General features: G+C 71.0%; 18 protein-coding genes. 11 read left to right on the top strand and 7 right to left on the bottom strand.

Annotated features, from left to right (window positions below):
- Window positions 1–146 precede the first annotated feature (146 nt).
- The 9 genes from alaS to AB0F70_RS23780 all read left to right on the top strand — a co-directional run bounded on the left by alaS (window position 147) and on the right by AB0F70_RS23780 (window position 10,971).
- On the top strand, window positions 147–2,843 hold the full coding sequence (gene alaS / locus AB0F70_RS23820; protein ID WP_357454377.1) for an alanine--tRNA ligase: 2,697 nt from the start codon (window positions 147–149) through the stop codon (window positions 2,841–2,843).
- A 104-nt stretch (window positions 2,844–2,947) separates the two neighbouring features.
- Window positions 2,948–3,475 (top strand): Holliday junction resolvase RuvX, encoded by a 528-nt coding sequence (gene ruvX / locus AB0F70_RS23815; protein WP_357454502.1) that lies wholly within the window; start codon window positions 2,948–2,950, stop codon window positions 3,473–3,475.
- A 50-nt stretch (window positions 3,476–3,525) separates the two neighbouring features.
- Entirely contained in the window at window positions 3,526–4,662 is a 1,137-nt protein-coding gene (gene mltG / locus AB0F70_RS23810) for an endolytic transglycosylase MltG (protein WP_357454374.1), read from the top strand.
- A gap of 290 nt (window positions 4,663–4,952) precedes the next feature.
- Window positions 4,953–6,062, top strand: coding sequence for an endolytic transglycosylase MltG (locus tag AB0F70_RS23805; protein ID WP_357454371.1), 1,110 nt, complete (start codon window positions 4,953–4,955; stop codon window positions 6,060–6,062).
- Between the two features lie 2 nt (window positions 6,063–6,064).
- Complete coding sequence (locus AB0F70_RS23800; protein WP_357454368.1) at window positions 6,065–6,949, top strand: shikimate dehydrogenase; 885 nt, start codon at window positions 6,065–6,067, stop codon at window positions 6,947–6,949.
- A gap of 53 nt (window positions 6,950–7,002) precedes the next feature.
- Window positions 7,003–8,265, top strand: coding sequence for a chorismate synthase (gene aroC, locus AB0F70_RS23795; RefSeq protein ID WP_357454365.1), 1,263 nt, complete (start codon window positions 7,003–7,005; stop codon window positions 8,263–8,265).
- A gap of 17 nt (window positions 8,266–8,282) precedes the next feature.
- Complete coding sequence (locus tag AB0F70_RS23790; protein ID WP_357454499.1) at window positions 8,283–8,837, top strand: shikimate kinase; 555 nt, start codon at window positions 8,283–8,285, stop codon at window positions 8,835–8,837.
- Between the two features lie 5 nt (window positions 8,838–8,842).
- A complete protein-coding gene (gene aroB, locus AB0F70_RS23785; RefSeq protein ID WP_357454496.1) occupies window positions 8,843–10,006 on the top strand; it encodes a 3-dehydroquinate synthase in 1,164 nt (387 codons plus the stop codon).
- Window positions 10,007–10,212: 206 nt separating this feature from the next.
- Window positions 10,213–10,971, top strand: coding sequence for an excalibur calcium-binding domain-containing protein (locus tag AB0F70_RS23780; protein WP_357454362.1), 759 nt, complete (start codon window positions 10,213–10,215; stop codon window positions 10,969–10,971).
- Between the two features lie 39 nt (window positions 10,972–11,010).
- Here the strand turns inward: AB0F70_RS23780 and AB0F70_RS23775 are convergent, their stop codons facing one another.
- From AB0F70_RS23775 to AB0F70_RS23755, 5 genes are all read right to left on the bottom strand, one after another.
- Window positions 11,011–11,784, bottom strand: coding sequence for a glycerophosphodiester phosphodiesterase (locus tag AB0F70_RS23775; protein ID WP_357454359.1), 774 nt, complete (start codon window positions 11,782–11,784; stop codon window positions 11,011–11,013).
- Window positions 11,785–11,879: 95 nt separating this feature from the next.
- Window positions 11,880–12,929, bottom strand: a complete 1,050-nt coding sequence (locus AB0F70_RS23770) for an alpha/beta hydrolase (RefSeq protein ID WP_357454356.1) — start codon at window positions 12,927–12,929, stop codon at window positions 11,880–11,882.
- 105 nt (window positions 12,930–13,034) lie between these two features.
- Entirely contained in the window at window positions 13,035–16,421 is a 3,387-nt protein-coding gene (locus AB0F70_RS23765) for an AAA family ATPase (RefSeq protein ID WP_357454493.1), read from the bottom strand.
- A 474-nt stretch (window positions 16,422–16,895) separates the two neighbouring features.
- Window positions 16,896–17,519, bottom strand: coding sequence for a hypothetical protein (locus tag AB0F70_RS23760; RefSeq protein ID WP_357454353.1), 624 nt, complete (start codon window positions 17,517–17,519; stop codon window positions 16,896–16,898).
- A gap of 151 nt (window positions 17,520–17,670) precedes the next feature.
- Complete coding sequence (locus AB0F70_RS23755) at window positions 17,671–19,134, bottom strand: hypothetical protein (protein ID WP_357454350.1); 1,464 nt, start codon at window positions 19,132–19,134, stop codon at window positions 17,671–17,673.
- Window positions 19,135–19,306: 172 nt separating this feature from the next.
- On the opposite strand from AB0F70_RS23755, the gene AB0F70_RS23750 reads away from it, so the two are divergent.
- A complete protein-coding gene (locus tag AB0F70_RS23750) occupies window positions 19,307–20,749 on the top strand; it encodes an MFS transporter (RefSeq protein ID WP_357454346.1) in 1,443 nt (480 codons plus the stop codon).
- A 57-nt stretch (window positions 20,750–20,806) separates the two neighbouring features.
- On the opposite strand, the gene AB0F70_RS23745 is transcribed toward AB0F70_RS23750, so the two are convergent.
- The gene (locus AB0F70_RS23745) at window positions 20,807–21,934 is read right to left on the bottom strand and encodes a sigma-70 family RNA polymerase sigma factor (RefSeq protein ID WP_357454343.1); all 1,128 of its coding nucleotides are present in this window, start codon (window positions 21,932–21,934) and stop codon (window positions 20,807–20,809) included.
- 193 nt (window positions 21,935–22,127) lie between these two features.
- Here AB0F70_RS23745 and AB0F70_RS23740 point away from each other — a divergent pair, with 193 nt between their 5' ends.
- On the top strand, window positions 22,128–22,490 hold the full coding sequence (locus AB0F70_RS23740) for a YrdB family protein (protein WP_357454340.1): 363 nt from the start codon (window positions 22,128–22,130) through the stop codon (window positions 22,488–22,490).
- Between the two features lie 72 nt (window positions 22,491–22,562).
- On the opposite strand, the gene AB0F70_RS23735 is transcribed toward AB0F70_RS23740, so the two are convergent.
- A complete protein-coding gene (locus AB0F70_RS23735) occupies window positions 22,563–22,919 on the bottom strand; it encodes a DUF1801 domain-containing protein (RefSeq protein WP_357454337.1) in 357 nt (118 codons plus the stop codon).
- Between the last annotated feature and the right edge of the window lie 597 nt (window positions 22,920–23,516).

Genomic DNA, 23,516 nt, shown 5'->3' with positions numbered 1-23,516 from the left:
CCGCGGCACTACCGGCGGCAGAATGGAGTCGCGTCCGGATCCGGACGCGACTCGCGCGTCCCAGCCGCGATGCACCAGCTGTCGCAAGCACCAGACATCTCGCACGACCAATTTCCGCACGACCGAGAAGAAAGATCACTGACCTCATGCGCACCGCCGAGATCCGCAAGCGTTGGCTCGACTACTTCGAAGCTCAGGGTCACGCGGTGGTGCCGTCTGCGTCGCTGATCTCGCCGGACCCGTCGACGCTGTTCACGATCGCGGGCATGGTGCCGTTCATCCCGTACATGACGGCGCAGCAGACGCCGCCGTGGAAGCGCGCCACGAGCGTGCAGAAGTGCGTGCGCACCCTCGACATCGAGGACGTCGGCAAGACGACGCGCCACGGCACGTTCTTCCAGATGAACGGCAACTTCTCGTTCGGCGACTACTTCAAGGCCGACGCCATCCGCATGGCCTGGGAATTCCTGACCGGCTCCCTGGACGACGGCAAGCTGGGCATCGACCCCGACAAGCTCTGGGTCACCGTCTACTACGAGGACGACGAGGCCCGCCAGCTCTGGAAGGACATCGTCGGCCTGCCCGACGAGCGCATCCAGGGACTCGGCAAGAAGGACAACTACTGGTCCACCGGCCAGCCCGGCCCGGCCGGCCCGTGCTCGGAGATCTTCTACGACCGCGGCGCCCAGTACGGGCCCGACGGTGGTCCGCTGATCGACGAGGGCGGTGACCGCTTCGTCGAGATCTGGAACCTCGTGTTCATGCAGTACGAGATCGACGAGGTGAAGTCCAAGGAGGAGTTCCGCATCCTCGGGGAGCTCGCCAACAAGAACATCGACACCGGCATGGGTCTCGAGCGTGTTGCCTTCCTGCTGCAGGGCAAGGACAACATGTACGAGATCGACGAGGTCTTCCCCGTCATCGAGGCCGCCGAGAAGCTCAGCGGCAAGACGTACGGCGACAACCGCGACGACGACGTCCGCATGCGCGTCGTGGCCGACCACGTCCGCTCGGCCCTGATGATCATCGGCGACGGTGTGCGCCCCTCCAACGAGGGCCGCGGCTACGTGCTGCGCCGGCTGCTGCGCCGCTCGGTGCGCGCCATGCGCCTGCTCGGCGTCGACGGCCTCGCCCTGCCGTCGCTGCTGCCCGTCTCCAAGGACGCGATGGCCGCCTCCTACCCGGAGCTCGCCACCAACTTCGACCAGATCTCCGCCGTGGCCTACGCCGAGGAGGAGGCCTTCCGGCGCACGCTGGCCTCCGGCACCACGATCCTGGACACGGCAGTGGCCAACCTGAAGAAGAGCTCGGGCGGCGAGGGCGGCGTGCTGCCGGGCGAGGCCGCCTTCCAGCTGCACGACACCTACGGCTTCCCGATCGACCTGACCCTCGAGATGGCCGCCGAGCAGGGCGTCCAGGTCGACGAGCAGGCATTCCGCTCCCTCATGCAGGAGCAGCGCACCCGCGCCCGCGCCGACGCCCTCGCCAAGCGCACTGGCGGGGCCGACGTCGCCGCGTACGAGGCCCTGGAGAAGGAGCTGTCGGCCCCCGTCGAGTTCCTCGGCTACACGCAGACGGACGCCTCCGTACGCGTGACGGGCCTGCTGTCGGGCGGCGTGCCCGCCCCGGCCGTCACCGCCCCGGCCGAGGTAGAGGTCATCCTGGACCGCACCCCGTTCTACGCCGAGGCCGGTGGCCAGCTCGCCGACCACGGCACCATCGTGCTCGACGCCGGCGCCACCATCGAGGTCGACGACGTGCAGCGCCCCATCAAGGGCCTGAGCGTGCACCGCGGGCGCCTCATCGAGGGCACCGTGGCGCTGGGCGACCCCGGCACCGCGCAGATCGACACGGAGCGCCGCAAGGCCATCAGCCGTGCCCACTCGGCCACGCACATGATCCACAAGGCGCTGCACGAGCTCGTGGGTCAGGACCGTACACAGGCCGGCTCCGAGAACGCCCCGAGCCGCATCCGGTTCGACTTCCGCTCGCCGTCGGCCGTGCCGTCCTCGGCGCTGTCGGAGATCGAGGAGCGCGTCAACGTGCGCCTCGCCGACAACCTCGAGATCACCGACCAGCTCATGCCGATCGCCCAGGCCCGCGAGGCCGGCGCCATGGCGCTGTTCGGCGAGAAGTACGGCGACGTCGTGCGCGTCGTCTCCATCGGCGACGACTGGTCGCGCGAGCTGTGCGCCGGTACGCACGTCAAGCAGACGGGCCAGCTGGGCCGCGTGACCCTGCTGGGTGAGTCGTCCATCGGCTCCGGTGTGCGCCGGGTCGACGCCCTCGTGGGCGACGGCGCGTACGGATTCCAGGCCAAGGAGCACGCCCTGGTGGGCCAGCTCACCGGGCTGCTCAACATCCGCGCCGAGGAGCTCCCCGACCGCGTGGGCTCGCTCATGTCCCGCCTCAAGGAGGCAGAGAAGGAGCTCGCCGGGCTGCGGCAGGGCCAGCTCCTGGCCACGGCGGGCAAGCTCGCCGCCGAGGCACCTCGGGTGGGCGACGTCCGCGTCATCGCGCACGATGCCGGTGAGGCCCAGGCCGACGACCTGCGCGCCCTCGTGCTCGACGTGCGCGGACGCCTCGGCGAGGCCGAGCCCGTCGTGGCCGCCGCGGGCGGCGTCTCCGGTGGCCGGCCCGTCGTGGTGGTCGTGACCAACGCCGCGGCTCGCGCCGCTGGTTTCAAGGCCGGCGACCTGGTCCGCACGGCGGCCCAGACGCTCGGTGGCGGTGGCGGCGGCAAGCCGGACATGGCCCAGGGCGGCGGCACCGACCCGGCCAAGCTGGGCGAGGCGCTGGCGGGTATCGCCGAGAGCGTCCGCCTGGCCGCCGTCGGCGCCTGACGCCCGTGTCTTCGTCGGTCGAGCCCGTGCCTCCGGTGGCCGAGCCTGTCGAGACCCCCGAGCCCGGCCTCCCGCGCGGGGCCCGGCTCGGGGTCGACGTCGGCATGGCGCGGATCGGGCTCGCCGCGAGCGACCCCGACGGCCTCGTCGCCACCCCGGTGGAGACGGTGCAGCGGGTGCTGGCGACCGGAGGCAAGGGCGGCAGCAGCGGTAAGGGTGGCAAGGGCGGCAGCGGCAAGAGCGCCCGCGGCACCACCGCCGACGTCGTCCGGATCGTCGCCGAGGCGGAGGAACGCTTCGCCGCCGTCGTCTATGTCGGACTGCCCAGGCACCTCTCCGGCAAGGAGGGCGCCGCGACGGCCGACGCGCGGGCCTTCGCGGCCCGCCTGGTCGTCGCGCTCGCCGCGGCCGGGGAGGCCGCGGAGGTCCGTCTCGTGGACGAACGGATGACCACGGTCTCGGCGCACCAGGCGCTCCACGCGGCCGGTCGAAAGACCAAGCGGCACAGGTCTGTGATCGATCAGGCCGCAGCCGTTATCATTCTGCAATCTGCACTCGACGCGGAGCGGGCGAAGGGGGAGCGCGCCGGCGAGCTCGTCGAGGCGCGGACTATGTCTGACACGCATGAATGACCACGCACGTATGACCTAGTCGCCCCCCAACGAAGGACAGTGAGTCTCCGGTGACGGATCTCTTCACGGCGCCCCCGCGTAACCACGACGACCCCTCGTTCTCTGAACCGCGATCGAGCAGAAGGGCGCAGCGCCGCCGACGGCGGAACCGGCACGGCCGTTCCCTCGTCGTGCTCCTGATCGCCCTCGTCCTGGTCGGCGGGGCAGGCTACGCCGTCTGGCTGAACTTCGAGTCCCTGATCGGCCTGTCGAACCCGCTCGAGTCCAAGGACTTCCCCGGACCCGGCGGCGACCAGATCGACGTCGTGATCCCCGAGGGTGCCAGCGGCACCGCCATGGGCGAGGCGCTCTACGACGCCGGTGTCGTGGCGAGCGTCGCCGCGTTCACCGCCGCGTTCGAGGCGAACCCGGACTCCGTGATGATCCGCCCGGGCACCCACACCATGCTCGAGGAGATGCCCGCGAGCGACGCGGTGGCGCTGCTCGTCAAGAACGACACGGTCGACCTGCAGCTCACGATCCCGGAGGGCTACACGGCGGACCAGGTGGTGGAGCGTGCGGTGCAGGTCAGCGGGCTGCCCACCAAGGACTTCCAGGCAGCGCTGGAGGACCCGGCGGAGATCGGGCTGCCCAAGGAGGCCCGCGGCAAGGTCGAGGGCTGGCTGTACCCGGACACCTACGTGCTGGCGCCGGACGACACGGCCGCGGGGCTGCTCTCGCAGATGGTCGAGCGCACCAAGGGCGAGCTGCAGGAGAAGGGCGTCCCCTCGAAGCAGTGGCAGACGGTGCTGACCAAGGCGTCCCTCGTCGAGCGCGAGGGCCTGCACAGCGACGACAAGCCCAAGATCGCGCGTGCCATCGAGAACCGGCTGGACGACGACATGCGGCTCGAGATCGACGCGTCGCTCGCGTACGGCGCGGGGAAGCCGGGCACCGAGCTGACGAAGGCCGACCGCGACAACACGAAGAACCGGTACAACACCTATCGGCACTCAGGCCTGCCGCCGGGCCCGATCGCCAGCCCCGGCGAGGTGTCCGTCGATGCGGTCCTCGACCCGACGCCCGGGGACTGGAAGTTCTGGGTGACGGTCAACCTCGACACCGGCGAGACGAAGTTCGCCGAGGACTTCGAGGAGCACCAGCGGAACGTCCAGGAGCTGCGTGACTGGGAGGCCGCGAACGGGTGAATTCCCAGGTCGCGGGCGTTCTTGAGGGTCCGGTGCAGGGAATTCGGGAGTTGGCCGCGGACGTGCCGATCGGGGTAGCGTTCGCGGCACCCGGGCTGTGATGCGATCGTGACATGCGATCGCGATGTCGCGCGCCCGGGTGTGACCAAGGCATGGATCAACCATGGATCGACACAGATCCAGGCAGCGCAGAGGATGGAGCGAGCGTGACCGAGGCCCTTCCCGGAGTGAGTTATCAGGGGCCACCGCGGCACGCCAGCGGCTCTCGCGGCCGACGAGGGGATCGGGACATGTCCGGAGGCAGGCGCGACAGGGCCGCCGGGGGTGACCGGCGCGGCGGCAGGCGGGACAGGCGGCAGAAGCGGTCCAGGCGACCGCTGATCGTCGCCGTGGTCGCCGTCCTGCTGGTGGTCGGCGCCCTGGGCGCGTGGACGGTGATGAACGACGGCTACCTCTTCGGTATCCGCACCCCGCTGGCCGCCCCGGACTACGAGGGCGCGGGCGGCGAGGCGGTAGTGGTCGAGGTGCCCCAGGGCAACGGCTACACGATCGGCGCGGAGCTCGTGGCGCAGGACGTGGTCGCCAGCGCCGAGGCGTTCGTGCGGGCGTTCAACGCCAACCCGGACGCCGGGTCGATCCAGCCCGGTACCCGTGAGATGAAGCTGCGGATGAGCGCGGCGTCGGCAGTGGCGCTGCTGGCGCAGAACAACGTGGACCGGGCCGGCCTGACCGTCGTCGAGGGCAGCACGGTCGCGCAGATCGAGCAGATGATGATCCAGACGGGCTGGCCCGAGGCGGACGTCAAGGCGGCCCTGGCTGACCCGGCGGCCCTTGGTCTGCCCGCCGAGGCAGGCGGACACCTGGAGGGCTGGCTGGCGGCCAACACCTACGAGGTCAAGCCGGACAGCACCAGCGCGGCGGACGTGCTCAAGCAGATGGTGGCCCTGACCGTGCAGGAGCTGAACGAGCTCGCCGTGCCGGCCGCCCAGCGCAACGACCTGGTCATCAAGGCGTCGCTGGTCGAGCGGGAAGCGCCGGACGACTACCGGGGCCAGGTCGCCCGGGTGATCGAGAACCGGCTTGCGGCGAACGAGGCGCTCGGCCTGGACGCCATCGACTCCTACGGCCGCAAGAAGCCGTCGCACGAGATCACGTCGGCGGAGTTCCAGGACAAGTCGTTCCCGTACGCCTCGCGCGTGGTCAAGGGGCTGCCCCCGACCGCCATCGGTGCACCGAGCAAGGCGTCGATCGAAGCGGTCCTCAAGGCGCCCGAGGGGCCGTGGCGGTGGTACGTCACGGTGAACCTGGACACGCAGGAGACGAAGTTCACGGACAACTACGACGAGTTCCTGGCCTTCAAGGACGAGTACCAGGTCTGGGCCGCGGAGAACGGGTACTGAGCATGAGCACCACGACCACCCGCCGGGCCGCCGTGCTCGGTCATCCCGTGGCGCACTCCCTGTCCCCGGTGCTGCACGGCGCGGCCTACCGGGCCCTGGGCCTGGACGGCTGGCAGTACGGCGTGCACGACGTCACGGAGGGCGCCCTGGAGGGCTTCCTGCGGGACGTCGACGCCGGCTGGGCGGGCCTGAGCCTGACCATGCCGCTCAAACAGGTGGTGATCCCGCTCCTGGACCACGTGGACCCGCTCGCCGAGGCGGTGGGCGCCGTCAACACGGTGTTGTTCTCCGCGGCGGGGGGCTCCGCGGCTGGCGGCGCCGTCACCACCACCGGCACGAACACCGACGTGCACGGCATCGTCGCTGCGCTGCGCGAGGGCCTGGGTGCCCGCGGCGTCGCCGACGCGGTGATCCTCGGCGGCGGTGCGACGGCGGCGTCGGCCCTCGCGGCCGTGGCGGAGCTCGGCTGCGTCTCGCCGCGGGTCTTCGTGCGCTCCCTGGAGCGGATCGGCCCGCTGCGCGCGGCCGTCGCGCGGATGGGCGTGAACCCGTCGTTCGAGGTGTTCGACGAGCGGGCGACGACGTCGGCCCTTGCGGTCGCGGACGCCGTCGTCTCGACGACGCCCAAGTACGCCGCCGACCACTGGGCTCCGCTGCTGACCGGGCTGCTGACCGGCGCGGGGGAGAAGCCCCGTGGCGTGCTCCTCGACGTCGTCTACGACCCCCGCCCCACTGCCCTGCAGTCCGCCTGGGCCGCGCTGGGGGCCGACACCGTGGGCGGCGAGCGCATGCTCCTGCACCAGGCCGCCGAGCAGGTGCGCCTGATGACCGGCCGCCCCGCGCCGCTCGCCGCGATGGACGACGCGCTCCGGGCGGCGCTGGGCTGACGGCCTGTGGACAGCGGGCGCCGACTGCGTGACGCGCGTGAAACAATCGCGCCATGCTGCGTTGGTTGACATCGGGTGAGTCGCACGGTCCTGCTCTCGTGGGCGTGATGGAGGGTCTGCCCGCCGGGGTGGAGCTGACCACGGAGGACATCCAGGGTGCGCTCGCGCGCCGCCGCCTCGGTTATGGCCGGGGCGCGCGCATGAAGTTCGAGCAGGACGAGGTGCGGGTGCTCGGCGGGCTGCGCCACGGGATCACGCAGGGCGGTCCGCTCGCCATCGAGATCGCCAACACCGAGTGGCCCAAGTGGACCGACGTCATGTCGGCCGACCCGGTGCCACCGGAGGCGCTCATGGTCGATGCAGGCACCGGCGACGAGCGCGAGGTGGCCCGCAACCGGCCGCTGACGCGTCCGCGCCCCGGCCACGCCGACCTGATCGGCATGCGCAAGTACGGCTTCGAGGACGCCCGGCCGGTCCTGGAGCGCGCTTCCGCCCGCGAGACGGCGGCCCGCGTGGCGCTCGGCGTCGCGGCCGCGAAGTTCCTGGAGCAGGCCCTCGGCATCCGCCTGGTCTCGCACGTGGTCGCCATCGGCGGTGCCGCGGTGCCCGACGACTCGGCGCTCCCGACCCCCGACGACCTCGCCGCGCTCGACGCCGACCCGGTGCGCTGCCTCGACGCCTCCTCCTCGAAGCTCATGGTCGAGGAGATCGACCTGGCCAAGAAGGACGGCGACACGCTCGGCGGCGTCGTCGAGGTGCTCGCCTACGGCGTGCCGTCCGGCCTGGGCACCTACGTGCAGGGCGACCGCCGGCTCGACGCGCGCCTCGCCGCAGCCCTCATGGGGATCCAGGCGATCAAGGGCGTCGAGGTCGGCGACGGCTTCCGCACCGCGCGCCGCCGCGGCACCGCGGCCCACGACGAGATCGTGCGCGAGGCCGTGGCCGGACCTGACGGTGCCGCCGCTGGGTCGGACGGCGGCGCGATCGGGCGGATCCGCCGCACGACCAACCGCGCCGGCGGGATCGAGGGCGGCATGTCGAACGGCGAGGTCGTACGCGTCCGTGCGGCGATGAAGCCCATCTCGACAGTGCCGCGCGCGCTGCCGACCGTGGACACCGCCACCGGTGAGCCCGTCACGGCGCACCACCAGCGGTCCGACGTGTGCGCGGTGCCGCCCGCCGCCGTCGTCGCCGAGGCGATGGTCGCGCTCACCCTTGCCGAGGCCGCGGTCGAGAAGTTCGGCGGCGACTCCGTGGCCGAGGTGCGCCGCAACATGGAGTCCTACGTCGCGGCCATCCCGGAGCTGCTGCAGTGAGCGGCCCCGTCGTCGTGATGATCGGCCCGCCCGGCTCCGGCAAGTCCAAGGTCGGCCGCATCCTCGCCGCGGGCCTCGGCGCCACGGTCCGTGACACCGACGCGGACATCGAGAAGAGCGCGGGCAAGCCCGTCAGCGAGATCTTCGTGGACGACGGCGAGCCCCGCTTCCGCGAGCTGGAGCGCGCGGCGGTGCTCACCGCCCTCGCGGAGCACGACGGCGTCCTGTCCCTCGGGGGTGGAGCGGTCATGAACCCCGCCACCCAGGAGGCGCTCGAGAAGTACACGGCAGACGGCGGGCAGGTCGTCTTCCTGGACGTGCCGCTGGCGATCGCCGCCCAGCGGGTGGGCATGAACCAGGCCCGGCCGCTGCTGCTGGGCAACCCGCGCGCGCAGTGGCAGAAGCTGATGACCGAGCGGCGCCCCACGTACGAGCGGCTCGCGACCCTGACGGTCGTCTCGAGCGAGCGGCCGGGCGAGCAGGTGGCTGCCGAGATCATCGAGGCGCTGGGCCTGGAGGCAACGGCAGGCGAGCTGATGGACCCCAAGAAGAACGAGGAGAGCACCACGTGACCACCATGAGTGCCCCTGGCGAGACTGCCCCCACGCGGGTCACCGTGCGGGGAGACGCCCCCTACGACGTCGTCATCGGCCGCCACCTGCTGGGTGAGCTGCCCTCGCTGGTCGGCCCGGCCCGCAAGGTGATGGTGATCCACCCGGCCGCGCTGTCCGCGACCGCCGACGCGATAGCGGAGGATCTGAAGGCCGGCGGGTACGAGGCGTTCGTGGCGGAGGTGCCGGACGCCGAGGAGGCCAAGACGCCCCAGGTCGCGGCGTTCCTGTGGGGGCTGCTGGGCCAGCTGGACTTCACGCGGTCGGACGCGATCATCGGGGTCGGCGGCGGAGCCACGACCGACCTCGCGGGGTTCGTCGCCGCCACCTGGCTGCGCGGGATCCGCGTGGTGCACGTGCCGACCACGCTGCTCGCGATGGTCGACGCCGCGGTGGGCGGCAAGACGGGCATCAACACGTCGGAGGGCAAGAACCTCGTTGGCGCGTTCCACCCGCCGGCGGGCGTGCTGTGCGACCTGGCGGCCCTCGGCTCGCTCGACAAGTGGGACCTGGTCGCGGGCCTCGCGGAGGTCGTCAAGACCGGCTTCATCGCCGACCCGGCCATCCTGGAGCTGGTCGAGGCGCACGTCGACGAGCTGCGGAACTGGGCGGGCACCGAAGCCACCGACGAGACCTGGGCGGTCGTCGCCGAGCTCGTCGAGCGTTCGGTCCGGGTCAAGGCGCAGGTCGTCGGCGAAGACCTCAAGGAGGCGGGTCTGCGGGAGATCCTGAACTACGGGCACACCCTGGGGCACGCGATCGAGCTGGCGGAGCGGTACCAGTGGCGTCACGGCGCCGCGGTGAGCGTCGGCATGGTCTTCGCCGCCGAGCTCGCGCGCATGGCCGGCAAGCTGCCCGACGACGTCGCCGACCGGCACCGCGCCATCCTTTCCTCGCTCGGGCTCCCCGTGCACTACCGGGGTGACCGCTGGGACCAGCTGCTGGCTGCCATGCGGCGCGACAAGAAGACCCGCGGCGACCTGCTGCGGTTCGTGGTGCTGGACGACGTCGCCAAGCCCGTCCGCCTGGAGGGCCCCGACCCGACGCTGCTGGCCGCCGCGTACGCGGAGGTCTCGAAGGAGCCGCCGACGCCGGGTCCTGGCACGCCGGTCACGCTGACGCTGGGTTGAGCCCGGCTGGACCGGGCTGAACGAACTTCAGCCCACCCGGCACCCGCCACCGGGGTGAGGGTCGGTCGGTGACCACGCTGGACGAGGAGACGCCGCGGGTGATCTTGTCTCCTCACTGCGCAATGCCAGGTCAACAGGCCTACGGTCCGACGCACAGGGGCAACCCGCGTGCGGCTCCGGTCGCACGCCGACCGGAAGGCGCCATCGTGCGTAAGGTTTACAACTTGCCGCCAGGCTGGCCCGCTCCCACCTCGGAGTGGACGCCAGATCTGCGGTGGGAACCCAATCCCGAGTGGTCGAAGCCTGATGGCTGGCAGCTCTGGGTCGACGTACCCGACACGGCGCTGATCGGCGAGGGCGCCGTCGTCGTGGACGTACCGGACGAGGAGGCGCGCAAGCAGTCCGGGCGCAAGTCGCTGCTGATTCTCGGTGGGGTGGCGGCGACAGTAGTCGTCTTCCTCCTCGGTGTAGGCACGGGCGGAGGATCGGGTGCGGCCGCGGCGGCGGACGCCGAGGCGTCCGCCTCCGCGGCGTCGTCCGCCGCAGCCGTTGAGCGCGCGGAAGTGCAGACCCAGACGGAGGCGCTCGCCGGGGCGCAGGAGCTGCTCGCGGCGGACGAGGCGCAGCTGGCCACCGACCAGAAGAGCTTCACCACGCAGACGGCCGGTCTCAAGCAGAAGGTGGAGAAGGTCAAGTCACGAGAGGCGGCGGTCAAGTCTGCCGAGACGGACCTGGAGGCGAGAGAGTCCGACGTCGAGGGCCGCGAGGCGGCGGTCGAGTCAGCGGAAGCCGCAGGCACCGCGGAGGAGGAACCCGCGGTCGAGGAGCCCGAGGACACGGGCGGCGCGGTGTACTACGAGAACTGCGACGCCGCCCGCGCGGACGGCGCCGCTCCGGTGCACACCGGAGACCCCGGGTACGGCTCGCACCTGGACCGGGACGGGGACGGCGTCGGCTGCGAGTGAGAAGCCGTTCCTGACGGGCGGGGCCGCGCTGCTCCGTGCCTACGCCCAGAGACCCCGCTCGATCAGGAGGTCCTTGAGCAGGTCCGCGCGGTCCGTCACCAGGCCGTCAACGCCCAGGTCGATCAGCTGCTCCATCTCTTCGCGGTCGTTGATGGTCCAGACGTGCACCTTCTTGCCGAGTGCGTGCGCGACCTCGACCGACGCGGCGTCGACGACCGTGACGGACTTCTCGCGCACGGGGACCTGCAGCGCGTCGACGTCGCGCAGGGAGCGGCGGGCCAGCGGGCGCGTCCGCAGGCGCACCCCGGTGAGGAAGGCCCTGATCTCGTTGCGTCCGGCGGATGTGGCGACCGGGCGGGACAGCTTGGCGAGCGTGGCCCGGCGCCGGGCGGCGTCGAAGGAGGTGACGCACACGCGGTCCCAGGACGACGTCTTCTCGACGGCGCGGGCCACGGGGCCTACGCCGGAGGCGTGCTTGACGTCGATGTTCACGCGCAGCTCCGGCCAGCCGCCCAGGACGTCCTCGAGCAGCGGGACGGGTTCGACGCCGCCGATGCGGGCCTCGCTGACGTCGGACCACGGCAGCTCGGCCACGAGGCCGGCGCCGTCGGTGGTGCGGTCGAGGGACTCGTCGTGCAGCGCTACCGCTACGCCGTCGGCGGTGCCGTGCGCGTCCGTCTCCACGTACCGGAAGCCGAGGTCGACGGCGGCGCCGAACGCCGCCAGCGAGTTCTCCAGGCCCTCGGTACCGACCGAGGCGTGTGCGAATCCGCGATGGGCGAGGGCTTGGAACGGCCCCTCGAAATAGGTCACTGGCTGTCCCTCGTGTGTCGGTACTGAGTGGTCGTGCGGGTGGTCGTGCGGATCGTGGTGCGGATGGTCGTGCATGCGGTCCCGCGTGCTGGGCCTCAGGTCGCGTCCCGGGCGCCGACGACGGCGCCCACCCGGCTGTTCGTCCATTTCAACATGCCGTCGAGGTATGCCTCGCGCGGCCCGTCGGCCGACAGCGTCAGGTCGTGTACCGCGCCGGGGACGACGAGCTCCGTGACGTCGTGCCCCAGGGACGGCACGAGCGCGGTCATCTGCTCGACGTCGAGCACCGTGTCCTGCGCGTCGATGAGCGGGTTGTCGAGCGCGTCCGGGCCGGAGGAGTCGGACCGCGCAAGCAGCACCGGGCACGCGATCTCCAGTCCCGCGGCGACGCGCGCCTGGCCGCGCCGGACCGCGACGAACCACCCGACCCGGCTGGGCAGCCCGTGGGGCCGCTTCAGCGTCGTGTCGAACTCCCAGCGCCCGCCGTTGGCAGCCAGCAGGTGCTCCGCGTACCGCGAGGGGCTGTCCTTCACGATCGCGGTGGCCGCGAGGCGGCCCACGGTGTCCAGCAGCCGCGTGCCGACACCGCGCTGGAACTCGGACGCCCACAGGTCGAGGAACGGGGAGTCGAGCACCAGGACGTCGGGTCCGGCGTCGGCGCCCACGGCGTTGCGGTGCGCGTGGGCCCACAGCGCCCCGGTGAGCCCGCCGGTGGAGTGGGCGTGCAGCACGAGCGGCAGCCCCGGCTCCAGCGCGCGCACGGTCCGGGCGGCGGCCGAGATGTCGGTGGCCTGTTCGCGCAGGTCCATCACGAAGTGCGGGATCTGGTCGGGCTGCAGGGACCGCCCGGCCGCCCGCAGGTCGACGGCGTAGAACGCGTAGCCGGCCGCGGCGAAGGTGCGGGCCAGGTGCTCCTGGAAGAAGTAGTCGTTGTAGCCGTGCACGTGGATGACGGCGGCGTGGGGCGGGGGAGCGTCGTCCGGGTGCGGGTAGCGCACCAGCGTGGCGGGCCCGAGCGGGGCCTCCTGGAACGGTTTGCCGAGCAGGTGGTCGGTCCGCCAGTCGAGCACTACCTGCGACGATGCCGACGTTGGGGCGCTCGGTGGGTAGCCCTCATCCCCATGCGCCGTCTCCGATCCCCCCATGCCAGAACTGTAGAGCGATGCACGTGCATGCGTCACCTCGCAGCCTCCGAACCCGGGCCCCAAGCTCGGGGACTGCCCTGGTGCGTCAGCCGCATCGGGACCGGGCTATTTCCGCGAGATGAGCCGGTCCCAGGCTACGTCGAGAGCCAGGAAGCCTGTCGTCAGTGCGATCACGAGGGTGGACCCGGAGACCGCGAGACTCGAGACCGACCCGGGCACGGGCAGGACAGCCTGATGGGTACCACTGGCTAAGTCCCACACCCGCACCGTCTCGTCGTCGCTGCCGGTCACGACGTGAGCCCCGTCGGGAGTCACCACCACGGTGTTCACTCCTCGGGTGTGGCCGTTCAGGGTGGCCCTCTCGACTCCGGCGACCAGGTCCCACACTCGCACCGAGCCGGAGCTGCCGCCGGTGACGAGGTGAATGCCATCCGGCGCCACTGTCAAGGTAGACGTCCAGTCGAAGGGAGGGGTCCTGACGAGTTGGCCCGTCCTGAGAGCTTGCTGGACCTTGAGGTCGTCGTCCCATACCAGGAGCGTGCCGCTCGAATCGCAGGTGACTGCGCGATTGCCGTCTGGCATCGCTGCGACCCCGACCAGGTTGATCATGTCGGCGACGAAGGAATCAATGTCCGAGTAACTGGGAACTCTTGTGAGGACGGCCTCCTCGGTGAAGTCTGTGAGGACGGCTTCCTCGGAACCGGTCGTCAAGTCCCAGACCCGCACCGTCCTGTTGCTGTCGCGACTGATGGCGCGGGTGCCGTCCGAGGTAACGGCCACCGCGGTCACCCAGCTCGTGTGACCGGCCAGGACGGCCTGCTCGGTCCCTGTGGCCAGGTCCCAGACGCACACCGAGCCGGTGAAGTGGTCGCCGCTGCTGCCGGTGATGGCGCGGGTGCCGTCCCGTGTCACGGCGACCGCGCTCACCGCGCCGGTATGGTCGGTCATGACAGCTTCCTCGGTGCCGGTCTTCAGGTTCCATATCCGCACTGTCCTGTCGTCGCCGCCGGTGACGGCCCGGGTGCCGTCCGGGGTCACCGCCACCGCCATCACATGGCCGGCGTGGCCGGGCTGAGAGGCGCGCCTGGTTCCGCTGTCCAGGTCCCAGACACGCACCGATCCGGATGTGCTGCCGGTGATGGCGCGGGTGCCGTCCCGTGTCACGGCGACCGCGCTCACCGCGCCGGTATGGTCGGTCATGACAGCTTCCTCGGTGCCGGTCTTCAGGTTCCATATCCGCACTGTCCTGTCGTCGCCGCCGGTGACGGCCCGGGTGCCGTCCGGGGTCACCGCAATCGCGTTCACCTTCCCGGTGTGGCCGGTCCGGATGGTCCGCTGCTTCCCGGATCTCAGGTACCACACCCGCGCCGTGACATCGGCTTCACTGAAGCCGCGTCCGCTGCCGCTGCCGGTGACGACGCGGGTGCCGTCCGGCGTCATTGCCACGGCTGTCAAGTCGGCGTCCATGAAGGCCTGCTCGGTGCCGGTGGTCAGGTCCCACACCCGCACCGTCCCGTGGTCGCTGGTGACGGCGTGGGTGCCGTCCGGCGTCACCGCCACCACCTTGCCGAGGCCGAGATGGCTGGTCCGGACGGCCTGTTCGGTCTTGGTGGTCAGGCACCACTCCTGCACTGTCCCGTCGTTGCTGCCGGTGACGACGTGGCTGCCGCTCGGCGTCACAGCCACGGCGGTCACCCTGTCGCTGTGGCCGGTCATGACCGCCTCCTCGGTCCCCGTCGTGAGGTTCCATACCCGCACTGTTCTGTCGTTGCTGCCTGTGATGGCGCGGGTGCCGTCCGGGGTCACAGCGACCGCGGTGACCCTTTCTGTGTGACCGGTCAGAACGGCCTGCTCGGTCCCTGTGGCCAGGTCCCAGACGCGCACCGAGCCGGTGAAGTGGCCGCCGCTGCCTGTGATGGCGCGGGTGCCGTCCGGAGTCACCGCGACCGCGCCCACGCTGTCGGTGCTGTCGGTCACGATCTGGAGGAGTCGATCTGTGGGTGGCAGGGCCCCCCAACGTGGGCGAACCGCGGAACGAGCGTGCGTGAGCATCCCGGTTACCGCGTCGGTGAGCTGTGGACTGGCGATCTGGAGCGTGGAGACCGAGAAGGCGCCGGCTCGGTCTTCCGGACCAGCAAGAGCGGCATGCGGTGTGATGCCGATGAGCCGCCGGTAGCCGCGGAGAGTCGGTGAGCCCAGTCCCGTGATCGCCGTGCTCAGCCGCAACAGATCTGCATAGAGCAGATAATCAGAGCTGGTCAGGAGGCTCTCGATCTCGGCGAGCTGCCCTGCGGCGACCAGGTGGCCGCCGAGCGAGCGCGCCAGGTAGGCGGGCGCGGCGTACCAGCCTTCCGCAGGGATCATCTGCCGAAGGGCGTCGGCGATCGTGGCACGGTCCTGGTCGCCAAGTGCTCGCTGGTCGCGTTCGGTGACGAGCGTGTCGTTCAGCGCCTGGTGGAACAGCCGGTACACCGGGCTCGTGCCGGTGCCGCCGGTCGTTACGAGCAGGTTCGTCGCGCCGCTGCGCGCGAATGCCTCCAGCGATCCGATGGTGACGTTCACGTCGGTGAGGGCCTGGACCAACTCAGCCCACAGATCGACCGGCAGGCCCGGGGCTTGTGCGTAGGCGAGCGGGACCAGGAGCAGGCGCGCCGAGACGCCGTTGACGTCGGGCACGCGGGTCAGGAAGTCGTTGAGGGCCTCGGCCAGGCTTGTTCCGCCGGTGAGCTCTTGTGGGCGGACGGGTTGCTGGTCGTCGCGGCCGTGGTGGGCGGCGACCAGGCCTGCGACCAGGAAGTTATGACCGGCCCGGTGAGCGATCTCGGTCGCGAGGAGATCTGCCTGCGGCTCGTGGGTGTAAGGGCCGTCGGGTCGGATCTGCAACCAGGCCTTGGCGTAGGCCCGAAGGTCGTCCCGCGAGAAGTACTGATCGTTGTCTAGGTCAACCGTCACCTGCCTGCCCTCCAAGGTCGCAGGCAGGCTTCCGATCTCGTCGGTGCGGCGTGTCCCCACGAGCACTCGAACCCCCAGAGACGGGCTGGCTCGCAGCAGAGGGTTCAGGATCTCCTTGACCACCGCACGGGGAGCGTCCGCCTCGTCCAGCGCGTCCAGCACCAGCACGAACCGTCGCCGTCGCCCCTTCAAGGCCTTCGCCAGGACCACATGCAGCTCCAGCGGCCCCGCCATGCCGGACGCGCCCAGAGCGGAACCGATCTCACCGGAGATATCCGCGACGCTCTTGCCTTTGGCGTGCACCTCGCAGGCGACCGACCACAACGGAGCCCGCACACCCCGGTCACGACGTGGCAACCGGCGACGACGCTGCGGGTCAGCGGTCGTCACCACACGACCCAGCACCGCTGACTTGCCCGACCCGGGATCGCCGGTGACCACGAACAGGGGCGGGTCGGTCCGGGACCGGAGCCACTGGTTGATCTCCAGCAACGCGGTTCGGCGCCCGGTGAACAGGTGTTCCACCTGTGAGGCCAGCATCACGCCGCGACCGCGCGGGTCAAAGTGCCGATCGACGTCTGCCCTGGTATCCACGACCGCGCGGCCGGCACCGAGATGGGTCTCGATCCACGCAGCCGTCACCCGGTCGACCAGGACACCGAGCCCGGCACCGACCAGCAGAGCCACGATCCCCGCCCACAGGTTGTGCTCGCTGGGCAGCATCGCGCCCCTGAGCGCGTCGAGTCCCGCCGCGGACCCGACAGCGACGAGCACACCCAGGAACACGCCGGACGCACGAGACCGACCACTGCGACGCCGGAACCACCTCACCATGCCCGAAACGTACTGCAACCCACCCGACACCGGCCCTGTGGTCGGTGACCGACGAGGTCACGACCTGGAACAGCGAGCCTCGCCCCTACGTGTTATCCATCGCCAAAGCTCCTCCGTGGTCGGTCCTCGTCAGGATGGAGAACATGCGCACCCTGCCGGTCACGGGCTTGACCGGAACGGTCAGTGCTGTTGCTCCCAGACTGTGATCTGCAACATCGCCGATTCGGTCCGGCCGTTCTTGCCTTGACTTGTGTCAACGATTCCGATCCGCGCGAGGCGGCCGTTATCGGTCCACCCGCAGATGTACTTTCCGACGAGCGACCCGATGGCTCCAACGCTGTCGCGCACGTCCGTCTGCGCCTCGCAGTCCGCCAACGTCGGCTCCTCGTCCAGCACTGTGAGATTGGTGCCGACGAGATCCCTCTGGTAGTACCAGATGCAGATGTCGCCTTCGCCAGCGACGTCCCAGTTCGGGGCGTCTGAGTCGAGGTCGAGACAACCCTCGGAGGCTAGCCCGATCGGTTCTCTCGTCGCGCGCCGGACGGTGCTGTCCTCGGGCGTTGCGCTCGGTGAGGCGGCCCTGTCCGGATCCTCAGCGGCGGGCTCCGCCTGTAGCTGAAGGTCGTCGATCTGGGCCTGGATGTCGTCATTGACGGACCTGAGCTCGGCATTCTCTGCCTCCAGCCGGTCTACCGCGGTCTGAAGTTCCGTGCTGTTGAGACCGTCGCCGACGACGCGAAGCTCGATGGTCCCCGCATCGACCGCGACGACGGTTCCGATGGCCGCCGCGGTGATGGTCCCCACCGCCGTGATGATCGCGATCCAGAGCTCGTGAGAGATCCGCGCCTTCGTCTGCTTCGGCGCGGGGGTCTTTGCCGCGGTCGAAGCGGAGGTGTCCGGTGCGGTTGTAGACGAGGGCATGGGCAGGTGACCTCTCTTGCGACGGGGAACTCCGTCAGCCTATTGGTGGGTGCTTCGATTGGCCCGCTGGATCGCGCCCTTGCCGGGCGCGATCGCAGGACAGGTCCGACGGCGGCCGCGCCGCGACGGTCTGCGACCACTCCTCGGCCGACAGGTCTCGTCCGGCCACCGCGCAGGCCGTCGTGAGCAGGCCGCTCACGCTGGTGTCCCGGCGGGCCACCCGCCGGTTGCCCGCGTCGCTGCCGACCGCGAGCAGCCAGTTGGCCTCCGCGGTGAGCGACGAGCGGCTGACCTGGGTATTCAGCTCTCCGATGTGCTCGCCGGTCGCCACCGAGACCAGGAACGCCAGCGAGGAGTCGCCGACCAGGACGGCGATCCCGGTGCCCGGCAGGACCGCGATCGAACGCATCCCGTGGGGTAGCGGGGCGTCCGCCGTCGCCCGGACCGCGCTGCCATCCGCCTCAAGCACGACCACCCCGTCCGAGCGTGTTACCACGAGCTCGTCCTCGCCGAAGCCGAGCACGGGGTCCCCCTCGGTGGTGCCGTCCGCGCCGAGCCCGAGCAGCTGGACCGCGGACCGACCGGTGGCCGGGTCGACGACGGCGACCGTCGCACCGGTACCGAAGGCCACGTGCCGCCCGTCGGGCGCGATCTCCGCCGCCGTCCACGGACCGCCGGAGAGCCGCGTCTCGACGCTCGCGCGCCCGGTGCGCAGGTCCAGGACGTGGACGGAGCCGTCCGCGGCGGCGAGCACCAGCTGTCCGCCCGAGGTGATCCGCGCGCCGAGCACGTCCCGCAGCCCGGTCTCGTAGCGAACAGGGGGTGTGTAGGCATCCTCGAGCTCGGGTCCGGTGAGCGCGTCCGCGGCGGCGGACAGCTCGCTGGGCGACGCCGTCGCGCGAACCTCCCGCACCGTGCCGTCGGCCGTCTCCACCACCAGCGTCGTGCCGTCGTCGGTCACGACCGGCAGCCAGGTGTCCTCCCTCCCGTGGCGCTCGACGAACGCGCCGATCTGCGCAGGGATCTGGACGTCGGCGTCCGGCCCGGCGTCGAGGTCGTAGGTGACGGCGAAGTTGACGGCGTCGTCCCCGGGCCCGTCACCGGCCGCGACGAGGTACCGCCCGCCGGGTGCGACAGACTGTCGGTCGAGCGCGGCGAGCTCGGTCTCCCGGATCGTCGTACGGGGAAGCGGCAGCGTGGTGTCCCACGACGTCAGCACCCTGCCCTGGGCCGTCACCACACGGTTCTCGTCCGCGAAGGCCGCGGCGTCGGCCGCCACGGCACCCTGCAGCTCCCAGAAGTTCCGCGGTGAGCGGGCTGCCTCCGGCGAGGCGAGCAGGACGAGCCAGGTGCTGTCGGCCAGGGCGTCTGTGCGGCGGGGCACCAGCCGAAGGACGGACCTGCGGTGCCGCAGCCGTCGCCTGCCGAACGTGGCGAGGAGCGCGCCGAACTTCCGGGCGAACGGCTCGTCCGTCGCAGAGTCGTAGCACAGAAACACGTCATGACCTGGCACCAGACCCCCTGTACGCCCAGGCGCTCGATGCTAGACGGCACCCGGTGCGTGAGCAACCAATACGCGCCCACCACCTGCGGCTCCGGCCCGGTCGTCGGTATCAGATCGTGACCGCCTTCAGCACCCGCCGTTCACCGGATCCGGGCAGACTGCCGCCATGACCGACGCCACCCGCGGACCCGAGACACCGGATCCCACCACTGATGCCCCTCCGCCCCCGAGAACGGGCCTGGAGCTGCAGGAGGGCGTGCGGGTCCCGCGCCGTCAGGTGTTCTCGTGGGCGCTGTGGGACTGGGGCACGCAACCGTTCAACACGGTGATCCTGACGTTCGTGTTCACGGCGCTGTATCTGACCACGGATTCCTTCCTGGACCCGGCCGTCGCGGCCCTCGGCGAGAACGACCCCGCCTACCAGCGCGGCCTCGCCGAGCTCACCAGCGGCGTGGGCCTGTGGAACACGCTCGCGGGCCTGCTCATCCTGGTGCTCGCCCCCGTGCTCGGACAGCGCGCCGACGCCACCGGCCGCCGCAAGGTGTGGCTGGCCGGAGGTACGGCCGGCATGGTCCTGTGCATGCTCGCGCTGTGGTTCGTCGAGGCCGACCCGATGTACTTCGTGCTCGGCGCCGCTCTGATCGGTCTGGGCAGCGTGCTCAACGAGATCGCGGGCGTGAACTACAACGCCATGATGGTCTCGGTCGCCACGCCGCGCACCGTCGGCAAGGTGTCCGGTCTCGGCTGGGGCCTCGGTTACGTCGGCGGCATCCTCGTGCTCCTGTTCGTGGTCATCGCCAACGGCGCGGAGTGGTGGGGCATGCCCACCGACAACGGTCTCGCGTTCCGGGTGATCGCCGTCGGCTGCGCCCTCTGGACGCTCGCCTTCGCCTGGCCGGTCCTGGCCTTCGTGCCGGAGCTGCCGCCCACCAAGGGCCACGCCAAGGTCGGGTTCTTCGCCAGCTACGTGGTCCTGTTCCGCGACGTGCAGGGCCTGTGGCGCACCTCGCGCCGCACGTTCTGGTTCCTCCTGGCCAGCGCAGTGTTCCGGGACGGCCTGAGCGGCGTCTTCGCGTTCGGCGCGATCATCGGCAAGGTGTCGTTCGGCTTCAGCACCAGCGAGGTCATCATCTTCGGGATCGCCGCCAACCTCGTGGCCGGCATCAGCACCGTCATCCTCGGCCGCGCCGACGACCGCTTCGGACCCCGTTCCGTCATCCTCAGCACGCTCAGCATCATCGTGGTGGCCGGCCTCGCCGTCGTCATCCTGCGCGACCTCGGCCCCGTCGTCTACTGGGTCGGCGGCCTGATCCTGTCGGCCTGCGTCGGGCCCGCGCAGGCCGCGTCTCGGTCCTACCTCGCCCGGGTCACGCCGGCGGGCAAGGAGTCGGAGATCTTCGGCCTCTACGCGACCACCGGCCGCGCCGCGTCCTGGATGTCGAGCGCCCTGTGGACCATCACCATCGCCGTGACCGGCGCGACCATCTGGGGCACCCTCGGGATCGTCGCCGTCGTCCTCGTCGGCCTGGTGCTCATGTGGTTCGTGCAGGACGCGCCAGTGGCCGGGAGCCGGTCCGAAGCACGACCCGGGACGCACACCGGCGCATGAGAGTGCAGGTGCGTGCGCGGGTGACGCGCACGCACCTGGGAGACGTACCTGGGAGGCCTAGCGAGCACCCCCGCGCGGCCGGTCGTTCCGCAGCCACTCCCGGAGCCGCTCCAGGTCCGCCTGCGGCCCCACGTGCCGCAGCTTCTCCGGGTTGATCACGCCCCGGATACCCGCGAGCTGCCCGTCGACCACCTCGAGCGACCAGGTGCCGATCAGACCGCCGCCGATGACGTCGTCCGCCATGATGAGCAGGCCAGGCTCCCCACCCACCAGAGCACGCTCGAAGTGGACGGGCGCCCCACGGCGTACGAAGCCCGCCAGCAGCCGCGCCACCGTGTCCCGCCCCGAGACCGGCCGGGCGATCGAGAAGCCCCGCGGCACCTTCCCCCTGCCGTCGCCGGTGAATACGACGTCCTCGGCGAGCAGCTCGAGGAACGGGTCCACGGCCCCGTCCTCGCACGCGGCCAGGAACCGCGTGACGAGCTCCTCCGCGCGCACCCGGTCGGCGCGGCCGGGTGCTGACCGTGCGGGTGCCGTGCGCCCGGGTGTTGCACGGGCAGGTGCTGTACGGGCGGGTGCGGAACGCGCGGCGTCGTCGCGCTCCCGTGCGATCCGCCGCCGGGCGCGCGAAGCCAGCTGACGCGCAGCGACCTCGCTCGTGCCGATGACGCCGGCCGCCTCACCGTGCGAGAAGCCCAGCACGTCATGCAGCAGGAACGCCGCGCGCTCCGTAGGGGTGAGCCTCTCCAGCAGTACGAGGAACGCCGTCGAGAGATCGTCGGCCAGCTCGGCGTGCGCAGCGGCGTCCGGCGGCGCGGATGCCATGGCGACCGGCAGGTTCGACTGCACAGGACCCACCAGAGGCTCCGGCAGCCACTCACCCACGTACGACTCACGTCGCACCCGGGCCGAACGCAGCACATCGATGGCGATCCGCGTCGTCACCGTGGTCACGAACGCGTCCGGGTTACGCACACCCTCGGCCTGCGACAGACGCAGCAACGCCTCCTGGACCACGTCCTCTGCCTCGGCCACGCTGCCGAGCATCCGGTAGGCCACGCTGAACGCCAGGGGGCGCAGCCGGTCCAGGGCGGCGCCGTCGAGCCGCGTACCGGGCGGCTGTGTGGCTTCCCGTGCGTGGCTGTCCTGCGTGTGGCCGTCCTGGGAGGCATCCGGGTCCGTCATGAGCACATGCTCTCGCGTCATACCCCCTACGACGAGAGACGAGCGCCAGACGTGACAGCGCCGCCCAAGCGGACCCCGCGGAGCGTGACACGGGACCTCACGTAGCCGCACGGACCGCCTGTGCCTCACGGACCGATCGCGCGCCAGGCACTATGCGCTGGGCCGCACTCATCGAACCCCATACTCTGCGCCCGTGAGAACAACCGCGCTCCTCGTTCGCCTCCTCCTCGAGTTCGCCCTGTTCGCCGGCGCCGCCTATGCGGGCTGGACCCTGTCCGACGGCGGATGGCGGATCCTCTTCGTCATCCTCGCCCCGGCTACCGTCATCGCGATCTGGGGCACGTTCCTCTCGCCCAAGGCCCGGGTCACCATTCCGCCGTCGGCCCGCATCACACTCGAAGCACTCCTCTTCGCCGGCATCAGCTACCTGCTCTGGCAGGCAGGGGTACCGACCATCGGGGCGGCGCTCGCGGCCGTGTGGGTGCTCCATCGCGTGGTGCTGGCGCTGACCGCGGGCACGCCGAGCGTCCTGGAGACGGGCGGGAGGGCGCGCTGACCGGTTGGGTGACAGACACACTGACCGGTGGGGTGCGAGGCGTTCCGCCGGCCACCGCGGCAGGGCCGGTCGTCAGCGGGAATGCATCGCGTCTATCTCGTCGCGGCGGAACAGGATCAGCCGGTCCAGAACGTCGTCGGGCAAGGGGCGGTCGGACGTGAACCGGATGGTCCCCTTCGACGTCGAGAAGCCCGCCAGGTCGGTTTCGAGTGCCTCGATCGCGGGAGGGCTGAACGGGTACAGCCCGATGTGCTTCGCCGTGGCCCGGGCCGACACGAGCGGACTGCCCCGATAGCGCAGCGCAGCCATGCCGTAGCTCATGCCCTCCTCGGCGTCGGGCACGAGCTCCAGCGCCCTCGCCCGCACGCGCTCGACGGCGCCCCGGACCGAGCCGTCGAGGCTCGCGATGTAGTCGGTGAACTCGTCCATGAGCACAGCCTCGCCGGAAGGACGGCGGCGCGCGAGGGCGCGCTGGGGGTGGGCGCTTATGAATGTTCGGCAGGGCGGCCGAGGTCTGCCGTGGCCTTCGTAGGGTTATCCACAGATTTGGAATCCGCCATGCAGAGCGTACGAGTGTTCGAGATAATAGATGCACTGAGGGAGTGAGTACTAGAGGCGAGCGATCGAGATGGGCGGGGGTGGGCATGGTGGAGCGGACGACGAACGACGGACCCGCCGACGGACTGCCCGGTGCTACGTCGATCGAGGACGTGGTGGCCCTGCTCGAGGCTGCGACCGCGCAACTGACTGTTCTGACCGATCCCGAGACGCTGACCGGGTGGGACGCCCCGAGCATCGGCCGGTTGGTCGAGGCACACACGCGGATCCGGCGGGTCACGGGCCGCCTGGACGGTGTCCGCTACACCTGCTACCCCGCATCGAGAATGAAGGTTCCTGGCGGTCCGGTGGTATGGCTCGTACGTTCACGTCCTGGCTCCGCGTCCGTGAAGGCATCTCTGCGTCTACGGCGAGTAAGGACATGACGATCGCGCGCCGCCTGGCGACCGCACTTCCCGTCACCAGGGA

The organism is Promicromonospora sp. NPDC023805, from assembly GCF_040639635.1.
Classification (GTDB): Bacteria; Actinomycetota; Actinomycetes; order Actinomycetales; family Cellulomonadaceae; genus Promicromonospora.
The sequence above is the reverse complement of the archived record's forward strand: the minus strand, read 5'-3'. Positions and strand labels throughout refer to the sequence as shown.

What these genes read in the sequence shown, in the direction of transcription:
- AB0F70_RS23800 (WP_357454368.1), top strand. Translation starts at nt 6,065, where the DNA reads ATGAGCACCACGACCACCCGCCGGGCCGCCGTGCTCGGTCATCCCGTG.
- AB0F70_RS23765 (WP_357454493.1), bottom strand. Translation starts at nt 16,421, where the DNA reads ATGCTGGCCTCACAGGTGGAACACCTGTTCACCGGGCGCCGAACCGCG.
- alaS (WP_357454377.1), top strand. Translation starts at nt 147, where the DNA reads ATGCGCACCGCCGAGATCCGCAAGCGTTGGCTCGACTACTTCGAAGCT.
- aroB (WP_357454496.1), top strand. Translation starts at nt 8,843, where the DNA reads ATGAGTGCCCCTGGCGAGACTGCCCCCACGCGGGTCACCGTGCGGGGA.
- ruvX (WP_357454502.1), top strand. Translation starts at nt 2,948, where the DNA reads ATGGCGCGGATCGGGCTCGCCGCGAGCGACCCCGACGGCCTCGTCGCC.
- AB0F70_RS23750 (WP_357454346.1), top strand. Translation starts at nt 19,307, where the DNA reads ATGACCGACGCCACCCGCGGACCCGAGACACCGGATCCCACCACTGAT.
- AB0F70_RS23735 (WP_357454337.1), bottom strand. Translation starts at nt 22,919, where the DNA reads ATGGACGAGTTCACCGACTACATCGCGAGCCTCGACGGCTCGGTCCGG.
- aroC (WP_357454365.1), top strand. Translation starts at nt 7,003, where the DNA reads ATGCTGCGTTGGTTGACATCGGGTGAGTCGCACGGTCCTGCTCTCGTG.
- AB0F70_RS23745 (WP_357454343.1), bottom strand. Translation starts at nt 21,934, where the DNA reads ATGACGGACCCGGATGCCTCCCAGGACGGCCACACGCAGGACAGCCAC.
- AB0F70_RS23770 (WP_357454356.1), bottom strand. Translation starts at nt 12,929, where the DNA reads ATGGGGGGATCGGAGACGGCGCATGGGGATGAGGGCTACCCACCGAGC.
- AB0F70_RS23805 (WP_357454371.1), top strand. Translation starts at nt 4,953, where the DNA reads ATGTCCGGAGGCAGGCGCGACAGGGCCGCCGGGGGTGACCGGCGCGGC.
- AB0F70_RS23790 (WP_357454499.1), top strand. Translation starts at nt 8,283, where the DNA reads ATGATCGGCCCGCCCGGCTCCGGCAAGTCCAAGGTCGGCCGCATCCTC.